The organism is Pseudomonas kurunegalensis (assembly GCF_030291635.1).
Taxonomy (GTDB): domain Bacteria; phylum Pseudomonadota; class Gammaproteobacteria; order Pseudomonadales; family Pseudomonadaceae; genus Aquipseudomonas; species Aquipseudomonas monteilii.
On record NZ_CP127871.1, the window covers coordinates 4,747,054 to 4,763,386 of the forward strand.

The 16,333-nt window shown below is 58.6% G+C and carries 15 protein-coding genes; 9 read left to right on the forward strand and 6 right to left on the reverse strand.

Translation table 11 applies throughout. The features are described 5' to 3' along the window. The first annotated feature begins 92 nt into the window (after positions 1–92). Together QQ992_RS21670 and QQ992_RS21675 are read left to right on the forward strand one after the other, a co-directional pair. Complete coding sequence (locus QQ992_RS21670; protein WP_286110961.1) at positions 93–884, forward strand: dienelactone hydrolase family protein; 792 nt, start codon at positions 93–95, stop codon at positions 882–884. A 54-nt stretch (positions 885–938) separates the two neighbouring features. After that, a complete protein-coding gene (locus QQ992_RS21675) occupies positions 939–1,640 on the forward strand; it encodes a 4'-phosphopantetheinyl transferase family protein (RefSeq protein WP_286110963.1) in 702 nt (233 codons plus the stop codon). 3 nt (positions 1,641–1,643) lie between these two features. Here the strand turns inward: QQ992_RS21675 and QQ992_RS21680 are convergent, their stop codons facing one another. Both QQ992_RS21680 and QQ992_RS21685 read right to left on the reverse strand, forming a co-directional pair. Further along, the gene (locus tag QQ992_RS21680) at positions 1,644–3,251 is read right to left on the reverse strand and encodes an ATP-binding protein (protein ID WP_286110965.1); all 1,608 of its coding nucleotides are present in this window, start codon (positions 3,249–3,251) and stop codon (positions 1,644–1,646) included. Further along, entirely contained in the window at positions 3,248–3,946 is a 699-nt protein-coding gene (locus QQ992_RS21685) for a response regulator (RefSeq protein WP_286110966.1), read from the reverse strand. The genes QQ992_RS21680 and QQ992_RS21685 overlap by 4 nt, the downstream gene beginning before the upstream one ends. 831 nt (positions 3,947–4,777) lie before the next feature. On the opposite strand from QQ992_RS21685, the gene QQ992_RS21690 reads away from it, so the two are divergent. The 3 genes from QQ992_RS21690 to QQ992_RS21700 all read left to right on the forward strand — a co-directional run bounded on the left by QQ992_RS21690 (position 4,778) and on the right by QQ992_RS21700 (position 9,688). After that, positions 4,778–7,657: a ribonucleoside-diphosphate reductase subunit alpha gene (locus QQ992_RS21690; protein WP_286110967.1), complete on the forward strand. Its 2,880-nt coding sequence runs from the start codon at positions 4,778–4,780 to the stop codon at positions 7,655–7,657. Between the two features lie 139 nt (positions 7,658–7,796). After that, positions 7,797–7,928 carry a hypothetical protein gene (locus QQ992_RS21695; RefSeq protein ID WP_256589582.1) on the forward strand — a complete coding sequence of 44 codons (132 nt, stop codon included), beginning with the start codon at positions 7,797–7,799 and terminating at the stop codon, positions 7,926–7,928. Positions 7,929–8,437: 509 nt separating this feature from the next. Then, a complete protein-coding gene (locus QQ992_RS21700; protein WP_105945509.1) occupies positions 8,438–9,688 on the forward strand; it encodes a ribonucleotide-diphosphate reductase subunit beta in 1,251 nt (416 codons plus the stop codon). A gap of 172 nt (positions 9,689–9,860) precedes the next feature. On the opposite strand, the gene QQ992_RS21705 is transcribed toward QQ992_RS21700, so the two are convergent. Continuing rightward, a complete protein-coding gene (locus QQ992_RS21705) occupies positions 9,861–10,139 on the reverse strand; it encodes a helix-turn-helix domain-containing protein (RefSeq protein WP_286110968.1) in 279 nt (92 codons plus the stop codon). Between the two features lie 144 nt (positions 10,140–10,283). Here QQ992_RS21705 and QQ992_RS21710 point away from each other — a divergent pair, with 144 nt between their 5' ends. From QQ992_RS21710 to QQ992_RS21725, 4 genes are all read left to right on the forward strand, one after another. Further along, positions 10,284–10,766: a hypothetical protein gene (locus tag QQ992_RS21710; RefSeq protein WP_286110969.1), complete on the forward strand. Its 483-nt coding sequence runs from the start codon at positions 10,284–10,286 to the stop codon at positions 10,764–10,766. Between the two features lie 687 nt (positions 10,767–11,453). Next, positions 11,454–12,707: a nucleotidyltransferase domain-containing protein gene (locus tag QQ992_RS21715; protein WP_286110971.1), complete on the forward strand. Its 1,254-nt coding sequence runs from the start codon at positions 11,454–11,456 to the stop codon at positions 12,705–12,707. Further along, complete coding sequence (locus QQ992_RS21720; protein ID WP_286110972.1) at positions 12,691–14,478, forward strand: ThiF family adenylyltransferase; 1,788 nt, start codon at positions 12,691–12,693, stop codon at positions 14,476–14,478. Before QQ992_RS21715 ends, QQ992_RS21720 begins: the two co-directional genes overlap by 17 nt. Before the next feature lie 158 nt (positions 14,479–14,636). Beyond that, positions 14,637–14,957 carry a Mov34/MPN/PAD-1 family protein gene (locus QQ992_RS21725; RefSeq protein ID WP_350156413.1) on the forward strand — a complete coding sequence of 107 codons (321 nt, stop codon included), beginning with the start codon at positions 14,637–14,639 and terminating at the stop codon, positions 14,955–14,957. On the opposite strand, the gene QQ992_RS21730 is transcribed toward QQ992_RS21725, so the two are convergent. The 3 genes from QQ992_RS21730 to QQ992_RS21740 all read right to left on the reverse strand — a co-directional run bounded on the left by QQ992_RS21730 (position 14,958) and on the right by QQ992_RS21740 (position 16,333). After that, on the reverse strand, positions 14,958–15,509 hold the full coding sequence (locus tag QQ992_RS21730; RefSeq protein WP_286110974.1) for a 3'-5' exonuclease: 552 nt from the start codon (positions 15,507–15,509) through the stop codon (positions 14,958–14,960). Positions 15,510–15,615: 106 nt separating this feature from the next. Then, positions 15,616–15,819 (reverse strand): AbrB/MazE/SpoVT family DNA-binding domain-containing protein, encoded by a 204-nt coding sequence (locus QQ992_RS21735; RefSeq protein ID WP_286110975.1) that lies wholly within the window; start codon positions 15,817–15,819, stop codon positions 15,616–15,618. Positions 15,820–15,973: 154 nt separating this feature from the next. Continuing rightward, the gene (locus QQ992_RS21740; RefSeq protein ID WP_286110976.1) at positions 15,974–16,333 is read right to left on the reverse strand and encodes a histone-like nucleoid-structuring protein, MvaT/MvaU family; all 360 of its coding nucleotides are present in this window, start codon (positions 16,331–16,333) and stop codon (positions 15,974–15,976) included.

Sequence of the window (16,333 nt, forward strand, 5' to 3'; positions counted from 1 at the left end):
GAAGCTAGAGTAAGCAGGGCACCCTGAACCGCGACTGAACCCTGGCTGAACACCGGCTGAACGAACTGTCTGCAAGACAAGGAGTAGTAACCATGCGTGCCCTGCTGGCCCTGACCCTGATGTGCAGCGCCGCCTTAGCCCAAGCGGCGGTACAAACCCGTGAAATCCCTTACCAGGACGCCGATGGCAACCGCCTGGTCGGCTATTACGCCTACGACGACGCCATCGAGGGCAAACGCCCTGGCATTGTCGTGGTGCATGAATGGTGGGGGCTGAACGACTACGCCAAGCGCCGCGCCCGCGACCTGGCGGCGCTGGGCTACAACGCGCTGGCTATCGACATGTATGGCGACGGCAAGCACACCGAGCACCCGCAGGACGCCCAGGCGTTCATGGCTGCCGCCATGAAGGACCCGGCAGCGGCGGCAGCACGCTTCGACGCCGGCCTTGAACTGTTGAAGCTGCAACCGAATACCAACAAGCATCAACTGGGTGCTGTCGGTTACTGCTTCGGCGGCAAGGTGGTGCTCGATGCCGCGCGCCGGGGCGAGAAGCTGGACGGTGTGGTGAGCTTCCATGGCGCGCTGGCTACCCTGACACCGGCAAAACCGGGCGTGGTGCGGGCCGATATCCTGGTCGAGCACGGGGCGGCGGACAGCATGGTCACCCAACAGCAGGTGGATGCGTTCAAGGCAGAAATGGAGGCGGCCAAGGTCAACTATGAGTTCGTCAGTATTGAGGGGGCCAAGCACGGGTTTACCAACCCGGATGCCGACCGGTTGAGCCATGGCGAGCATGGCGGGCCGGACATTGGCTATAACAAGGCGGCGGATGAAAGCTCTTGGGCGGATATGCAGGCGTTCTTCAAGAAAGTGTTCAAGTAACGATTGCCGGGGGCCGCTTTGCGGCCCGTTGCCGGGGCAGGCACAATAAGCCCCATGAACACACTCCCCGCCTGTTGCGCCCCGCTCCAGCACCACTGGCCCTTGCCCCGCCCGCTCCCCGGCGCAGTGCTGGTCAGTTGCGCCTTTGACCCCGCCCTCCTGGCCGCCGATGACTTCCAGCGCGCCGGCATCGTGCCCAGTGCCAGCCTGCAACGCTCGGTGGCCAAGCGCCAGGCCGAGTACCTGGCCGGCCGCGTATGCGCCCGTGCTGCACTGCAACGCCTGGATGGCCGCAATTACGTGCCCGGCACCCACGAGGACCGCTCACCGATCTGGCCGGCAGGCATCCTCGGTTCGATCACCCATGGCAAAGGCTGGGCCGCCGCCGTGGTCGCGGCCCAGGGCAGCTGCCAAGGCCTGGGGCTGGATCAGGAGTCCCTGCTGGATGACGAACGCGCCGAACGGCTGATGGGCGAAATCCTTACCCCGCCCGAACTCGAACGCCTGGACCTTCGCCAGCTCGGCCTGACGGTCACCCTGACCTTCTCGCTGAAAGAAAGCCTGTTCAAGACCCTCTACCCGCTCACTCGCCAGCGCTTCTATTTCGAGCACGCCGAGGTGCTGGAATGGTCCGCCGATGGCCTGGCGCGCCTGCGCCTGCTCACCGACCTGTCGCCACAATGGCGGCACGGCGCAGAATTGCAGGGCCAGTTCTGCCTGCAAGACGGCCATCTGCTCAGCCTGGTCAGCGCCTGACCTTTACAAAGGGGCCTGCTGGCGCGGCCAGTTCAGGCTGAAGCAGGCGCCGCCTAGCGCCTCGCTGCGCCCCACCGTGGCCCGGCCTGCGTGCCAGTAGATGATCCGCCGCACGATCGACAGGCCCAGGCCATGCCCACCCGAGGCCCGTGTACGGCTGTCGTCGAGGCGGGTGAACGGGGTGAAAATACGGTCCCAGAAGCCCTCGGGTATACCTGGGCCGTCATCTTCCACATCAATGCGGCAGCGTTGCTGCCCCAGCTGGTAGCTCAGCCGCACTTCGCGCTCGGCATGGCGCATGGCGTTGCCGACCAGGTTCTGCAAGGCCCGGTGCAGGTAACGCGGCTCGGCCTCGACCCAGGCGCCGTCGGCATCCGCCCCCTGGCAGTCGCCACGCACCACCTGCACCTCGGCACGCAGCGGTGCCAGCTCTTCGATCACGCGGTCGAGCAAGGCATCCAGGTCTACCCGCTGGAACTTCAAGGCCGGCGCGCCCTGCTCCAGCCGGGCATAGGTCAGCATCTCGTCAACCAGCTTGTCGAGGTCCTGGATATCCCCGTCCATGCCCGCCAGGTGCTTGGCCCGCGCCTGTTCGGTGGTGGCGCTTTCAATCATCTCCAGGCCAAAACGCAGGCGCGCAACCGGCGTGCGCAGCTCGTGGGACACCGCCCGCACCAGCTCACGCTGCATGGTCAACGAGCGCTGCAAGTGCTCGGCCATGCCGTTGAAGGCAGCGGCCAGGCGCCCGACCGAGTCGGCGTCGCCAGCGGGCACACGGGTGTCCAGGCTGCCCTGGGCGATGCGTGTGGCGGCAACCTCCAGGCCCGACACACGGCGCTCCAGCTGGCGTACCAGCAGGTAGACCACCAGGCCGATCAGGCACAGGCCAAGGAAGGCGATCAATATCAGCAACTGCGGCGGATACGGGTTGAGCTGGTACAACGGGCCGATTTCCAGCACCCAGGGCGAACCTGACAGCCCGGCAAACACACGGATCGAGTCGCCATCCCTGCCCAGCGCCATCACGGTGTCGCCCTCCTCGACCCGGCGCCGCTGGTCATCGTCCAGGCTTACCCGCTCGATGCGCTGCAGGGCGACACCAAAGCCGAAGCCCTTCTCCTGCTTGATCTGAGCCAACCGCTGCTGCTGTTCGGTGACCGGGTAGCGCACCAGCTCATCGGCCAGCAGGTACAGGGTGGCCCGCGCCAGCTGTTCGCTGATCTGTTTGATCTGCGCGACCAGCATCAGGTCCTCTTGGCCGACCTTGCGTAGCACTTGTGCCGCATGCGGGCCGCTCTTTTCGACCACCACCAGGCCACGGTACAGCCGCGCCCGCTGGCCGCCGTCGAGGGTGCGCGCAGTCATGGGCTGCAACGCCAGCGGCACACCCAGCAGGCGCTCCCAGATCAGCAGCGAGCGTTTGCGTTCGGTGTCATTCTGCTGTGCGAGGTTGTCGGCCATCAGGCTGAAGGTGCCCTGGGCCAGGCCTTCGCGGTGCTGGGCGGCGCGCACTTCGTTGACCAGATGCAGGCTGAGTATGCCAAGCAGGGCCACCAGCACCAGCACGGCCAGCATGCCGCCGTAGATACGCAGGAAGATCGAGTTGTTCATGGCGCCTCGCCGACAAACAGGTAACCCTTGCTGCGCAGGGTCTTGATCAAGCGAGGCTGGAGTGGATCATCGCCGATCTTGGGGCGAATTTTTGAAATGCGGATGTCGATGGAACGGTCCTGGCCATCGTAGCCCACGCCACGCAGCGCGGTGAAGATCTGCTCGCGGGTCAGCACCCGGCCGGCGTTGCTGGCCAGCAGCCAGAGCAAATCGAACTCGGCGCCGGTCAGGTCGACCAGCTGTTCCCCCAGGCGCGCCTCGCGCAGGCGGTTGTCGATACGCAGCGCGCCGAAGGCCAGCTCCTGGCGCTTGTTGTCCACGGTTTCGCTGCGGCGCAGCAGGGCCTGGATACGCGCCAGCAGCAGGCGTGGGCGTACCGGCTTGCAAACATAGTCGTCGGCCCCCAGGTCCAGGCCCTGGACCTGGTCGAGTTCGTCGCTGCGGGCAGTGAGCATCAGGATCGGGCCGGGGTACTGGCTGCGTACACGCCGGCAGATGCTCAGGCCGTCCTCGCCGGGCAGCATGAGGTCAAGGATGACCAAGTCGGGCTGGCTGTCGACGATGCGCCGTGCGGCGCGGGCGCCGTCGCCCTCGACGCTGACCTCGTAGCCATTGGACTGCAAGTACTCGGCGGTGAGCTCGGCCAAGCGCTGGTCGTCTTCGACAATAAGGATTCGGGGTGCGGGGTGGTCCATGGCCTCTGCCTTTAATTGTTGTTTTTCTGTTGCCTGTGCCGGCCCCTTCGCGGCTAAAGCCGCTCCCACAGGTGCTGCACAGGTTTCGAAAGCGGTGCGATCCCTGTGGGAGCGGCTTTAGCCGCGAAGAGGCCGGCACAGGCAACATAACCTTTTAACCAAAAGGCAACATCTGCCCCGGATACTACGTCCCGCTTCCGGATACTGCCAACCTGCCTGCCGCCCCCTCGACTGAACCGTTTTTTGTGATAGGGTTCGCGCCCGAAAAAAACTGCCCCGGGGCAGCAAGGCGCAGAAAAATACTGCAAACCACTTGGCACAAGGCCTACAGCGAATACCCACCATTCACACACAAAGTACGCACAAGTTATCCACAGGCGCTCGCCTTGCAAAGGCCCCAATACCGCATTATCTTGTATCCCGATCGCAGCGAACCACTAGATGTTGGGGTTCGTGCAAAATCACACACAAAAGTCAACCCGCAAAATCGAGCGATTTTCCGGGCTGAACTTCAAGTGATTTCAGCAGCCAAACCGCTCCTGCGGAGGCGACCGAGGCAAGCCCTTCCAGGGCCTTGTTCGGGTATGGGTGTTGCAGGCCAGGCCTGACACTCATCAGCAACAGATTTTGGGCTCAGGCCCAGAACCTTTGACTTCGGCCAGGGAGCGGCGAGCTATTGCCCTAATTCCTGAGTCTGTCCCGAAGTCGGTACGCCCGCGCGGGCGGATGCGCATGCATTGCGCATCCCCGCCGGGGCATCGAGCAAGTGGACGGAACGGTGGGCGCCCAAAAGGCGCCTGAACACTATAGAAACTGTGGAGACACCCACCCATGCAAACCGACACAACTCGCGAGAACCCGCAAGCCAAGGTGCCGCAAGCTGCCGATTCCAACCAGGATCTGGCCGCCACCGCCCCTGGCCAACTGCGCGTGATCAAGCGCAACGGCACTGTCGTCCCTTACACCGACGACAAGATCACCGTGGCCATCACCAAGGCGTTCCTCGCAGTTGAAGGCGGCACCGCTGCCGCTTCGTCGCGCATCCACGACACCGTCGCGCGCCTGACCGAGCAGGTTACCGCCACGTTCAAACGTCGCATGCCATCGGGTGGCACCATCCACATCGAAGAAATCCAGGACCAGGTCGAACTGGCCCTGATGCGCGCCGGCGAGCAGAAAGTCGCCCGTGACTACGTGATCTACCGCGACCAGCGTGCCAAGGAGCGTGCCACCCGCGCCAACACCGATGCCGTGGTCGAGCCGCACCCGTCCATCCGCATCACCCTGGCCGACGGCAGCCTGGCGCCGCTCGACATGGCCCGCCTGAACACCATCATCAGCGAAGCCTGCGAAGGCCTGGCCGAAGTCGATGGCGACCTGATCCAGCGCGAAACCCTGAAGAACCTGTACGACGGCGTGGCCATCAAGGACGTCAACACCGCCCTGGTGATGACCGCCCGTACCCTGGTAGAGCGCGAGCCGAACTACTCGTTCGTCACCGCCCGCCTGCTGATGGACACCCTGCGCGCCGAAGGCCTGGGCTTCCTGAGCGTAGCCGACAGCGCTACTCACCACGAAATGGCCGACCTGTACGCCAAGGCCCTGCCGGCCTACGTCGCCAAAGGTATCGAGTTCGAGCTGCTGAACCCTGCCCTGGCTGATTTCGACCTGGAAAAACTGGGCAAGGCGATCAACCACGAGCGCGACCAGCAGTTCACCTACCTGGGCCTGCAGACCCTGTACGACCGCTACTTCATCCACAAGGATGGCGTGCGCTTCGAGCTGCCGCAGGTGTTCTTCATGCGTGTGGCCATGGGCCTGGCGCTGGAAGAGAAAGACAAGGAAGCCCGCGCGATCGAGTTCTACAACCTGTTGTCGTCCTTCGACTACATGGCCTCGACCCCGACCCTGTTCAACGCCGGCACCCTGCGCCCGCAGCTGTCCAGCTGCTACCTGACCACCGTGCCGGACGACCTGTCGGGCATCTACCACGCGATCCACGACAACGCCATGCTGTCGAAATTCGCCGGTGGCCTGGGCAACGACTGGACCCCTGTTCGCGCACTGGGCTCCTACATCAAGGGCACCAACGGCAAGTCCCAGGGCGTTGTACCGTTCCTGAAAGTGGTCAACGACACCGCCGTTGCCGTGAACCAGGGTGGCAAGCGCAAGGGCGCCGTATGTGCCTACCTGGAAACCTGGCACCTGGACATCGAAGAGTTCATCGAGCTGCGTAAAAACACCGGTGATGACCGCCGTCGTACCCACGACATGAACACCGCCAACTGGATCCCTGACCTGTTCATGAAGCGTGTCTTCGATGACGGCAAGTGGACCCTGTTCTCGCCTTCGGAAGTGCCAGACCTGCACGACCTGACCGGCAAGGCCTTCGAAGAGCGCTACGAGTACTACGAAGCCCTGACCGAGTACAACAAGATCAAGGTGTTCAAGACCATCCAGGCCAAAGACCTGTGGCGCAAGATGCTGTCGATGCTGTTCGAGACCGGCCACCCGTGGCTGACCTTCAAGGACCCGTGCAACCTGCGTTCGCCGCAGCAGCACGTGGGCGTGGTCCACAGCTCGAACCTGTGCACCGAGATCACCCTGAACACCAACAAGGACGAGATCGCAGTCTGCAACCTGGGCTCGATCAACCTGCCGAACCACATCGTCGACGGCAAGCTGGACACCGCCAAGCTGCAACGCACCGTGAACACCGCCGTGCGCATGCTCGACAACGTGATCGACATCAACTACTACTCGGTGCCACAAGCGCGTAACTCGAACCTCAAGCACCGCCCTGTCGGCCTGGGCATCATGGGCTTCCAGGACGCTCTGTACCTGCAGCACATCGCCTACGGTTCCGATGCTGCGGTCGAGTTCGCCGACAAGTCGATGGAAGCGGTCAGCTACTTCGCCATCCAGGCTTCTTGCGACCTGGCCGATGAGCGCGGTGCGTACGAGACCTTCCAGGGTTCGCTGTGGTCCAAGGGCATCCTGCCACTGGATTCGCAACAGATCCTGATCGAAGCCCGTGGCCAGAAGTACATCGACGTCGACCTGAACGAGACCCTGGACTGGGCTCCAGTGCGTGCTCGCGTACAGAAAGGTATTCGTAACTCGAACATCATGGCCATCGCGCCAACCGCGACCATCGCCAACATCACTGGCGTTTCGCAGTCGATCGAGCCGACCTACCAGAACCTGTACGTGAAATCGAACCTGTCGGGCGAGTTCACCGTAATCAACCCGTACCTGGTCCGCGACCTGAAAGCCCGCGGCCTGTGGGACGCGGTCATGATCAACGACCTGAAGTACTACGACGGTTCGGTGCAGCAGATCGAGCGTATCCCGCAAGAGCTGAAAGACCTGTACGCCACTGCGTTCGAAGTCGAGACCAAGTGGATTGTCGATGCCGCCTCGCGTCGCCAGAAGTGGATCGACCAGGCTCAGTCGCTGAACCTGTACATCGCTGGCGCTTCGGGCAAGAAGCTGGACGTGACCTACCGCATGGCCTGGTACCGTGGTCTGAAAACCACCTACTACCTCCGTGCCCTGGCCGCGACCAGCACCGAGAAGTCGACCATCAACACCGGCAAGCTCAACGCCGTTTCCAGCGGTGGCGACAGCGCCCCGGTCCAGGCAGCCGGCCCAGCGCCAGTGCCGAAGGCCTGCGCGATCGACGAGCCTGACTGCGAAGCCTGCCAGTAAGGCCTGGATGCCGCGCGGGGTGCCTACGGGTGCCCCGCGCGGCATTTTTGTATCTGCGTCACTGAGAAGCCCTGCCCTTTTCCCGCTGCGGATGCGGTTCGGTAAAAGGACTGGACCTCTCTAAAAAGGACGCAAGCCCATGGCGCGGAAAAAAGTGGCAACTCGCAAGATTGGCCGTAACGCAGAAACCGGCCGCTTCACCTCGGTCGAAGCAGCACGCAAGCAGCCCAAGACGCACATTGTCGAAACGCTGCATACCCACCGCAGCTAGTGTTGCCTGACCTGGCCTCATCGCCGGCAAGCCAGCTCCCACAGGTACTGCATCGCCCTCCAGAATGGCGCGGTACCTGTGGGAGCTGGCTTGCCGGCGATGAGGCCGGCGCAGACAACATATGCCACCCGAAAACACTATATGGTGTGCCTTTAAATTTGAACTGGCACAACATATAGGTTGGCGCTACACTCTCCCCCCGTAGACGAACACAGCCATTTCATGAACGGACGCACGCAAAACCGGTCGAAAAAGTTACCCTCGCCGGCAACACGCGCGCCCCGATCGAAGCTGAATTCCGGTATACTTTGCGCCCTCTGAAAAGAGCACCATTCAATTGTCCTGGCCCCTCCCCGAGGCCTGGCCAGGTACAAGCCAGAACACATTCAGATGTAAACGAGAGTCAGCCTCTCGAGCTGATCATTTGCCCATTGGCCGTGCGTCAGGCATCACATTCTTAAAATCCAACCGGTTGCCCCAGGGCGACCCTCAAGCAGGAGCCAATCACCATGCTGAGCTGGGACGAATTCGACAAGGAAGACGGCGAAGTAGCCGCCAAAGGCAACACCCCTGCGCAGGCCGCTGCCGCCGCCACCCTCGACAAGCTCGACAGCGCCGGTGGTGCCGCCGCCCTGGAAGCCCGCGCGGCCACCGCCTCTGACTCCGAAGCGGTCAAACGTGCCAAGGCCGCCCTCGACGCCCTCGACATTGCCGAAGGCCTGGCTGAGCTGGAAGGTTCCTCTGCCCGCGTTGCGGTAGACGAAAAGCGCATGATCAACTGCCGCGCCGACCTGAACCAGCTGGTACCGTTCAAGTACGACTGGGCCTGGCAGAAGTACCTGGACGGCTGCGCCAACCACTGGATGCCGCAAGAGGTCAACATGACCGCCGACATCGCCCTGTGGAAGAGCCAGGACGGCCTGACCGAAGACGAGCGCCGCATCGTCATGCGCAACCTGGGCTTCTTCTCCACCGCCGACTCGCTGGTTGCCAACAACCTGGCCCTGGCCGTGTACCGCCTGATCACCAACCCGGAGTGCCGCCAGTACATCCTGCGCCAGGCCTTCGAAGAGGCGATCCACACCCACGCCTACCAGTACTGCATCGAGTCGCTGGGCATGGATGAAGGCGAGATCTTCAACATGTACCACGAGATCCCGTCGGTCGCGAAAAAAGCCGCCTGGGGCCTGAAGTACACCCGCGCCATCTCCGACCCGGAATTCAACACCGGCACCGTCGAAACCGACAAAGAGCTGCTGCGCAACCTGATCGCCTACTACTGCGTACTGGAAGGCATCTTCTTCTACTGCGGCTTCACCCAGATCCTGTCCATGGGCCGCCGTAACAAGATGACCGGCGTGGCCGAGCAGTTCCAGTACATCCTGCGTGACGAGTCGATGCACCTGAACTTCGGCATCGACGTGATCAACCAGATCAAGATCGAGAACCCGCACCTGTGGGACGCGGCGATGAAGGAAGAAGCGACCCAGATGATCCTGCAAGGGACCCAGCTGGAGATCGAATACGCCCGAGACACCATGCCACGCGGCGTGCTGGGCATGAACGCGGCGATGATGGAGGATTACCTCAAGTTCATTGCTAACCGTCGTTTGACCCAGATTGGTCTGAAAGAAGAATATCCAGGGACTACCAACCCGTTCCCTTGGATGAGCGAGATCATGGACTTGAAGAAAGAGAAGAACTTCTTTGAGACGCGCGTGATTGAGTATCAGACCGGTGGTGCACTGAGCTGGGACTGATTGTCCGGGCCTTATTTTTCAGCGAGCACCGAACAAATTTCAGACTTTCCGAATTCTCGCACCAAATAAGCGCATGAAATGAAAAAAGCCACCTGGGCCGCAAGGGCCAAGGTGGCTTTTTCGTAAAGACTAGAGCTGTACCTGATCGGTACTGCGGCAATCACAAGAACGGCTAAACCCCTACCCGCTTCAGCGCTCTGATTTCATCCCGGATTTTAGCCAGAAGCACGTCCACATCTCCCTCCTGACCGACCTGCATCAAGACAATCAAGGTCGCAGGATTCACGCCTAGTCGCTCAGCAAATTCTTCCATTTTTTCGATCGTTGGGCTGCGAATGCCGCGCTCAACCGTGGAAACGAAAGATTGACTCGCCCCCAGCTGTTCTTGTGCGATCTCCTTTCGTACCCGCACCTCCTTAAGCGCGGAGCCAAAAGCCAACTTGCGTTCCATCGGGTTACCCACAAAAGGAACGATGAAGCCCTGATGCGGACTCAAACACTATGCTGCATGCAGCATATATGAGAAAATTCGATGTACTACCAATTAATCAGTACGACCCCCGCTCCGTATCCGTTTTGATCGAGGTTTCAAGCCGTGTTTGTTTCAGATCCCCAGGAAGAGGTCATCACTCATATAGGCAAGGTCGACCCCAGCCATAAGAGTTGGCCTAGAGTCGATACCAGCGAGACATTCTTCCAGGTTCACACTAAGCAGCGAGGAGATCCCAAGCTCACCTTCGGCGTAATATTGCTGGCGACACCGCGAGCACTCATAGACTATCTCGAATGCTGTCAACGGGATGAGCAAATACGTATTGTACAAATTATTATTTCAACCCCTCCTCACGCTAACCGGTCCAGGACCTGGCGCACCGAAGCACTGGTCAAACTTGAGATAGGCTTCGATGACAATGAAGTGCCAAACTCGATCGTCTACCACACGATTGACGAAACCTACTATGAGGATCGAGTGTACGGAAAGCGTAAAGACCAAGGTCAGCAAATTTTAAAATCAGTATACAAAGCGCGCTCAAAGCGGCCGCCCCTCAAGAAAAGTAAACAAGCAGTAGTCATCTAGCCTGCGACGGCTGCGCCTCCCCCTGAAACGTGCAGCGCTTGAAATTAGTTGCAACAATCACGCTCTTTCCGTTCGCACACGACCCATGTCCCTCTATTCAGCAGTTGAGTGCTTCAAAATAAGGAAAGCGTCGACAGTAGTACACATGCAGCCCGAGTGCGACATATTAAGTCACACTCACCCCGTACGAATTAAATTGCAAATTACGATTCGAAAACACTTTGTTTTGTTTCAAAATATACACCAGATGAAACGTTTCATCATAATTAATCTACTTTGACTTCCAAATGAATCCGTGGTCAAATCTTGCCTAGAAAGAATATCCAGCCCCCTATCTTCAGTGCGTAGCCGTGAGGATTTAATCTTCAGCACAGCGATGTCAAAAAAGCGCCGTCAATATGACAGCGAGCACCACAGGAGCACAAGCTATAGCCTGTGGCAACTTTAGCCAAACAATCTTTGTGAGCACCTTAGGGATTTCACTCTGCGGTCGCACAAATGATTTACAAGCGCACAACTTACAACTGGCAAGCGTTAATACCTTCATTGCCGGTAAATCTAACGAGATTGATTCTGGCAACGCCGGAGCATCAGGAAGCATATGCGTTGAATGCGCGAAAGAATGGAGCTATTGCAGCCATTCAGACGCATTATGACCTTGGGCCACACTTCTGACGAGACTCGACCATGATTACGCAAGATGAATCGACCAGGCGTAGTAGCTGGGAGCGCCTACTGCTACGCGCTGCAAGCAGCATCTCTTTGACTGCGAGTCAATACGAGGTGATCGAGGATAGGTATTCACAACTGCAGAAAATTCTCTCGGCCTCTACAAATCCTTTGCTCGCTGGGGCACATATCTTCCCCCAGGGTTCAATGCGCCTCAGGACTACGATCAATCCAGTCAAAGATGCCCCCAAAGATCTCGGCACTATCGATGCTGATGCAATCGTCTGGCTTCCAAATGCCGGTCATGCGGATGCGGACACAGTTCTAGCAGCTATAGAGCAGCGTTTCCGCGAGGGTAGCCGAGTGCAATCCGAGATAGTCCAGCTGCGCCGGGGCATTCGTATCGAATACGCTGACGAAAATCCAGGATTCCACATTGATGTCACCCCTGCGCGCGCGGTGCAAGGTAACGACGAGAGTGACGGTCAAGGAAAACTTGAGGTACCTGACCGTGTCACCGGCTGGAAGGCCAGCAGCCCAATCCCCTACGCGGATTGGCTACATAGCGCTTCAGAGCAAAAGATCTCTCTGGCGTTATTCAAGAGCTTTGTAGCCAATGAGAGTCGGGCGATGGACTCTGCCACCCAAGAGCCCCTTCCCTCGTATCAGGAGTACGACAAGCTCGATCCTTTGCGAGCCACTATCAAGCTGCTTAAACGGCACCGCGATGAATGGGCAATCGAAACGCGAAATGAGAACTACCGGCCCATCTCTGCTGTGATCACCACCCTGGCAACTCATGCCTATCTCAAGGTGGTAAAGGAGTCACATCACACTCCGCTGACTCCGATCGATGCGATCCTCAAGATAGTGGAAAAAATACCGGAAGAGATCAGAGTCTTTGCAGGACAGTACTATGTACTGAATCCACGGGACCCCGGTGAAAATTTCGCCGAGAAATGGAATAGGCCTGAGGAAGGGCACAAATATTGCCAAGCCTTCGACAATTGGCATGCGAGTGCATTGGTTGCCTTTATGCTTGGCCTGCAGCCCCACGACAGCGCTGATTCATTCGCCAACGTCATGAAGCGAAGCTTTGGGATCGGCCAAAGTGTGATTACGGAAGTCAATAACGAAATACCTGGGCATTGGACGATGGCTGGTCGAAAAGTTGGCACCACCAAAAATATTCTAGCCGCCACTGCAATCTTTGGCAGCTCCAGCCACGCCACTCCACAAACGAATGTGAAGCCAGTTGAACGCCTCGGTTAAGCCCAATCTGTCCCCGGCCGTGGAGCGTGGCATCGCCGCGCTTCGCGCCTTTGTGGGTGAGGAAGTCGCGACTTCGATCCTTAGAACCACCGATCGAAAACAAGGCGAAGCTGCCTGCTTTCTGTTGCCTCTCCCCCCCGACTACACCGGCGTTGAAAGGCAGCTGCGCATCGCGTTTCCAAACCAGTTTCCATTGGTCTCGCTGAGGATCCAAGTCGAGCCGTCCCCCTGGCTCGCATGGCCGCATGCCACGAAATCAGGGCTCTGTCTGCACGGTTTCCGCGAACGGCCAATTACAGGAGATCCAGAAACAGTGGTACAGGACTGCCTCGTCCGGCTTGGGGCAATTCTTGAGTTTGTTCGAATAGATGCAGATCCCGCATTGCGGGATGCCGAGTTCCAAAACGAATTTACCTCGTATTGGAACATGCAGCTTGATCTTTCTCCTCAAGATGTCTTGCTGTTGGAGAGGCCTAAGGCGGCATCAGAACTGTTTGCAACTAGCGACCCCCGCCCAGCCCGACGCACCCGTACTGCCTGGCTTGCACCAGATGTGCAATTACTCAGAACGCATAGCAAACGGACTCTTGAGTTAAGCGCGAAAATCCAAGCACCGGCGGTCGCGGGGTTCTATCTGAAGTTGCTGACCTATCCCGATATCCGATTCCCAGCACCTGATCACTTACTGGAATGGTTGACACCGCACCTTAGTCCGGACGATAGCAAGAAATTCCTGGCCTGGTTCTCCGGTAAGGGCTCACTGGCCAATCGGTGGCTTGTAATTGAGCTGCCAGGCCCCCCAGGTGCGCCCCTGTACTGCCTAGATGTCCGCTCTTACAGCAAACAGCCAGACCATGGCCGCTGGTATGGTTTTCGCTCAGCTCGGCGATGGTCAGGGAAGAACCAGCCATCCCACTCGCCTGTTCTGGTGAGAGGGGCCTTCCTCAATGTGTTGGATCGGAACGACATCCTTTCCCGTGACCTCAGCGATACTGCGAAGAGCTTGGAAAAGTCCAAGGTCGTAATGGTCGGCGTCGGCTCGCTAGGGAGTACCGTTGCTTTACAACTCGCCCGCTCGGGAGTAGGAGAGCTCGTTCTCATTGACCCTGACATCCTAGAGTCGGCGAATCTAGGGCGCCATGTACTGGGCACAGATGATCTCGCTCAGTCAAAAGCGGCTGCTCTCGCCCTGAAGATTACGCATGATCTACCTACCGTTAAGGTTACGGGCTTCATGGATTTCGCCGAACTCATGCTGCTCAGGATGCCGGAAATTTTCGAAAACGCAGACATGGTAATCGTCACCACCGCAGACTGGTCATCGGAAGTAGCACTCTGGTTCCGCAAAGCGCAAGCTGCAGGCTGGAGTCTCCTGCAAGCGTGGAGCGAGCCCCACTCATTTGTTGGTCATGCGCTCTTGGCACCCAAAGGTGAGCATGATGGACGGTCCTTGTTCGATGACGCTGGGAATTTCAACTTCAAGTACACCGAGTGGCCGAACGGTAACGGAGTCGTTTCACTGCCGGCGTGTGGCCAAACCTTCATCCCTGGAAACGCTTCAGGTATGGCCAACGTGGCATCTCTAGTTACGCAAGTAGCTTTAAGGGCGCTGACTGGGCAGATCGGCAAGCCTGTGTGGACCACAAGTATTTATCGGCCTCAAGACATTCCTGTGCATGGGGGCATTTACAGTGGGCCAGCCTTGGCAGATGGCGCCCAACACACTGTGCTAGAACGCGAGTGGCCAAATGCGGAGAGTGGTAAGGAGTGAGTGCGATAGCGTGGACATGGCAATGGCCCGGCATTGATGTTCGCTTGCGTGTTTCGCATGCTGTTGCCGATGTACTCGATCAGTACAGGCAACGGACATGGAGAACTGAACGAGGTGGCCAACTGTTTATCGACCTAGCCAACCCCGAGGGTTTGACGATGAGCCTCGCCACACCTCCACATGCAGCAGACCGCGCGGGATGGACCTGGTTGGAACTCGACGCTCATCGTTGCCGGAAGGAAATTGAATTGGCCAACTCACAAGGGCTCCGACTTGTGGGGTATTGGCATACTCACCCACAAACCGTCCCGGCTATTTCACCGACGGATATAGCAAGCTTCTCTCGATTCGCAGCACGCTACGCGCAGGAACTACCCCACCCGATCGCAGTGATTGTGGGCCTATCCCCCAACCCCGACGGCATCAAGGCGTGGTTGTTCCGTGACGGAAAGTGCGTAGAGGCCGCCCTGGCTAACTGATCAGAGCAGCGTAGCCCTGCGCTGCAGCATCAGTTGGAAAAGCTCTGCCTGGTAGCGTGCATCATCTAGCGCGTTATGTGTGGCAGATGTCTGCGGTAGTAAATTTGCACTCATGTGCGATGACTTGGTCTGCTTCCAATCGAGATTGAAAGCCCCCATGTAATACGCCTTGATATCAAGCGCCGCAAACCCGAAGGGGTTCTCACCCACATACTTATGAAAGTAATAATTGACAAACGACCAATCAAAGGGAGCATTCAGACCGACAAATACCACTCTTTGGTCGGGCGAGCTGACATCGGCCAACCATTCTGCAAGCGCCTGCATCGCCTTCGTAGGGGCGGTTCCTGTAACTGCCAACTCCTTCAGATCGAATCCCGTTACAGCCAACGCTTCAGGATCATGTCTTCGGCTTTCTGGCTTTAGCTCCAGGTAGATAGCCTGATCTGGCTGCCCGACAACACACGCCCCAAGGGAAAGCATGCTGTACTCTCCAGGGATTGGTCCTGAAGCCTCGATATCTACAGAAATATAAAGTTCTTCACTACTCACTCCCCTACCCCCTGGATAGAAATCTAACGATCTGTGCGGCCCAGTTCACCATCCTACTAGAAAAAATGGCTAGCATTCGAGCGTTCAGAAATATGGCAATATTTATTTAAGCGCCAAACAGCTCGTCCACCCGATCAGGAATTTTTGGCGTCTTCGACAAGACCAAACAGCGACTGGTGCCGACGAATTCTTCAATCAGATAGAGGGAGTCCCCAACGTCAACGCCAAGCTCTTGCAAGGCTTGATCAGGTATGCGGACTGCTCCGTCTCCATCCCAGTCTTCAATGGTTACTCTGAATCGGGTATTCATCGTCACTCCAAACCCCGCCACGCCTTAGAAATCCTACAACACCTGTCCTGCTCAGCGCCTGACTCTACCAACGCATCAGCACTCAAACCTCGAAGCGTACAGGGGCCGCTGCCCATCCGGCCCCTCTGCTGAAAAACAGCATCAGTGGGGGGGCTCAGGAAAGCCAGGAGTCTACCGTGCCGGCGCCGTACTGAGCTTTCCATTCTTTCAATGTACGGTGATTCCCGCCCTTGGTTTCAACCACTTCTCCCGTATGGGGGTTTTTAAAGACCTTCACCTGGCGAGGTTTCCGAGCATTTTTGGCCGGCAAGACGGCTACTTCTGCGCGAGCGCTCGGGTCCAAAATCTGAATCACGTCGCGCAAGCTATAACCGTAATCTCCCAACAAAGTACGCAGCTTTCCTTCGAACTCAATCTCTTGTTTCAACGCGTTGTCATTTTTCAAGCTTTCCAGCTCGGCCAGCTGCGCCGCAAGCTTCTGCTCAAGAGCGCGAAATTCAGCGAGTTTAGACAT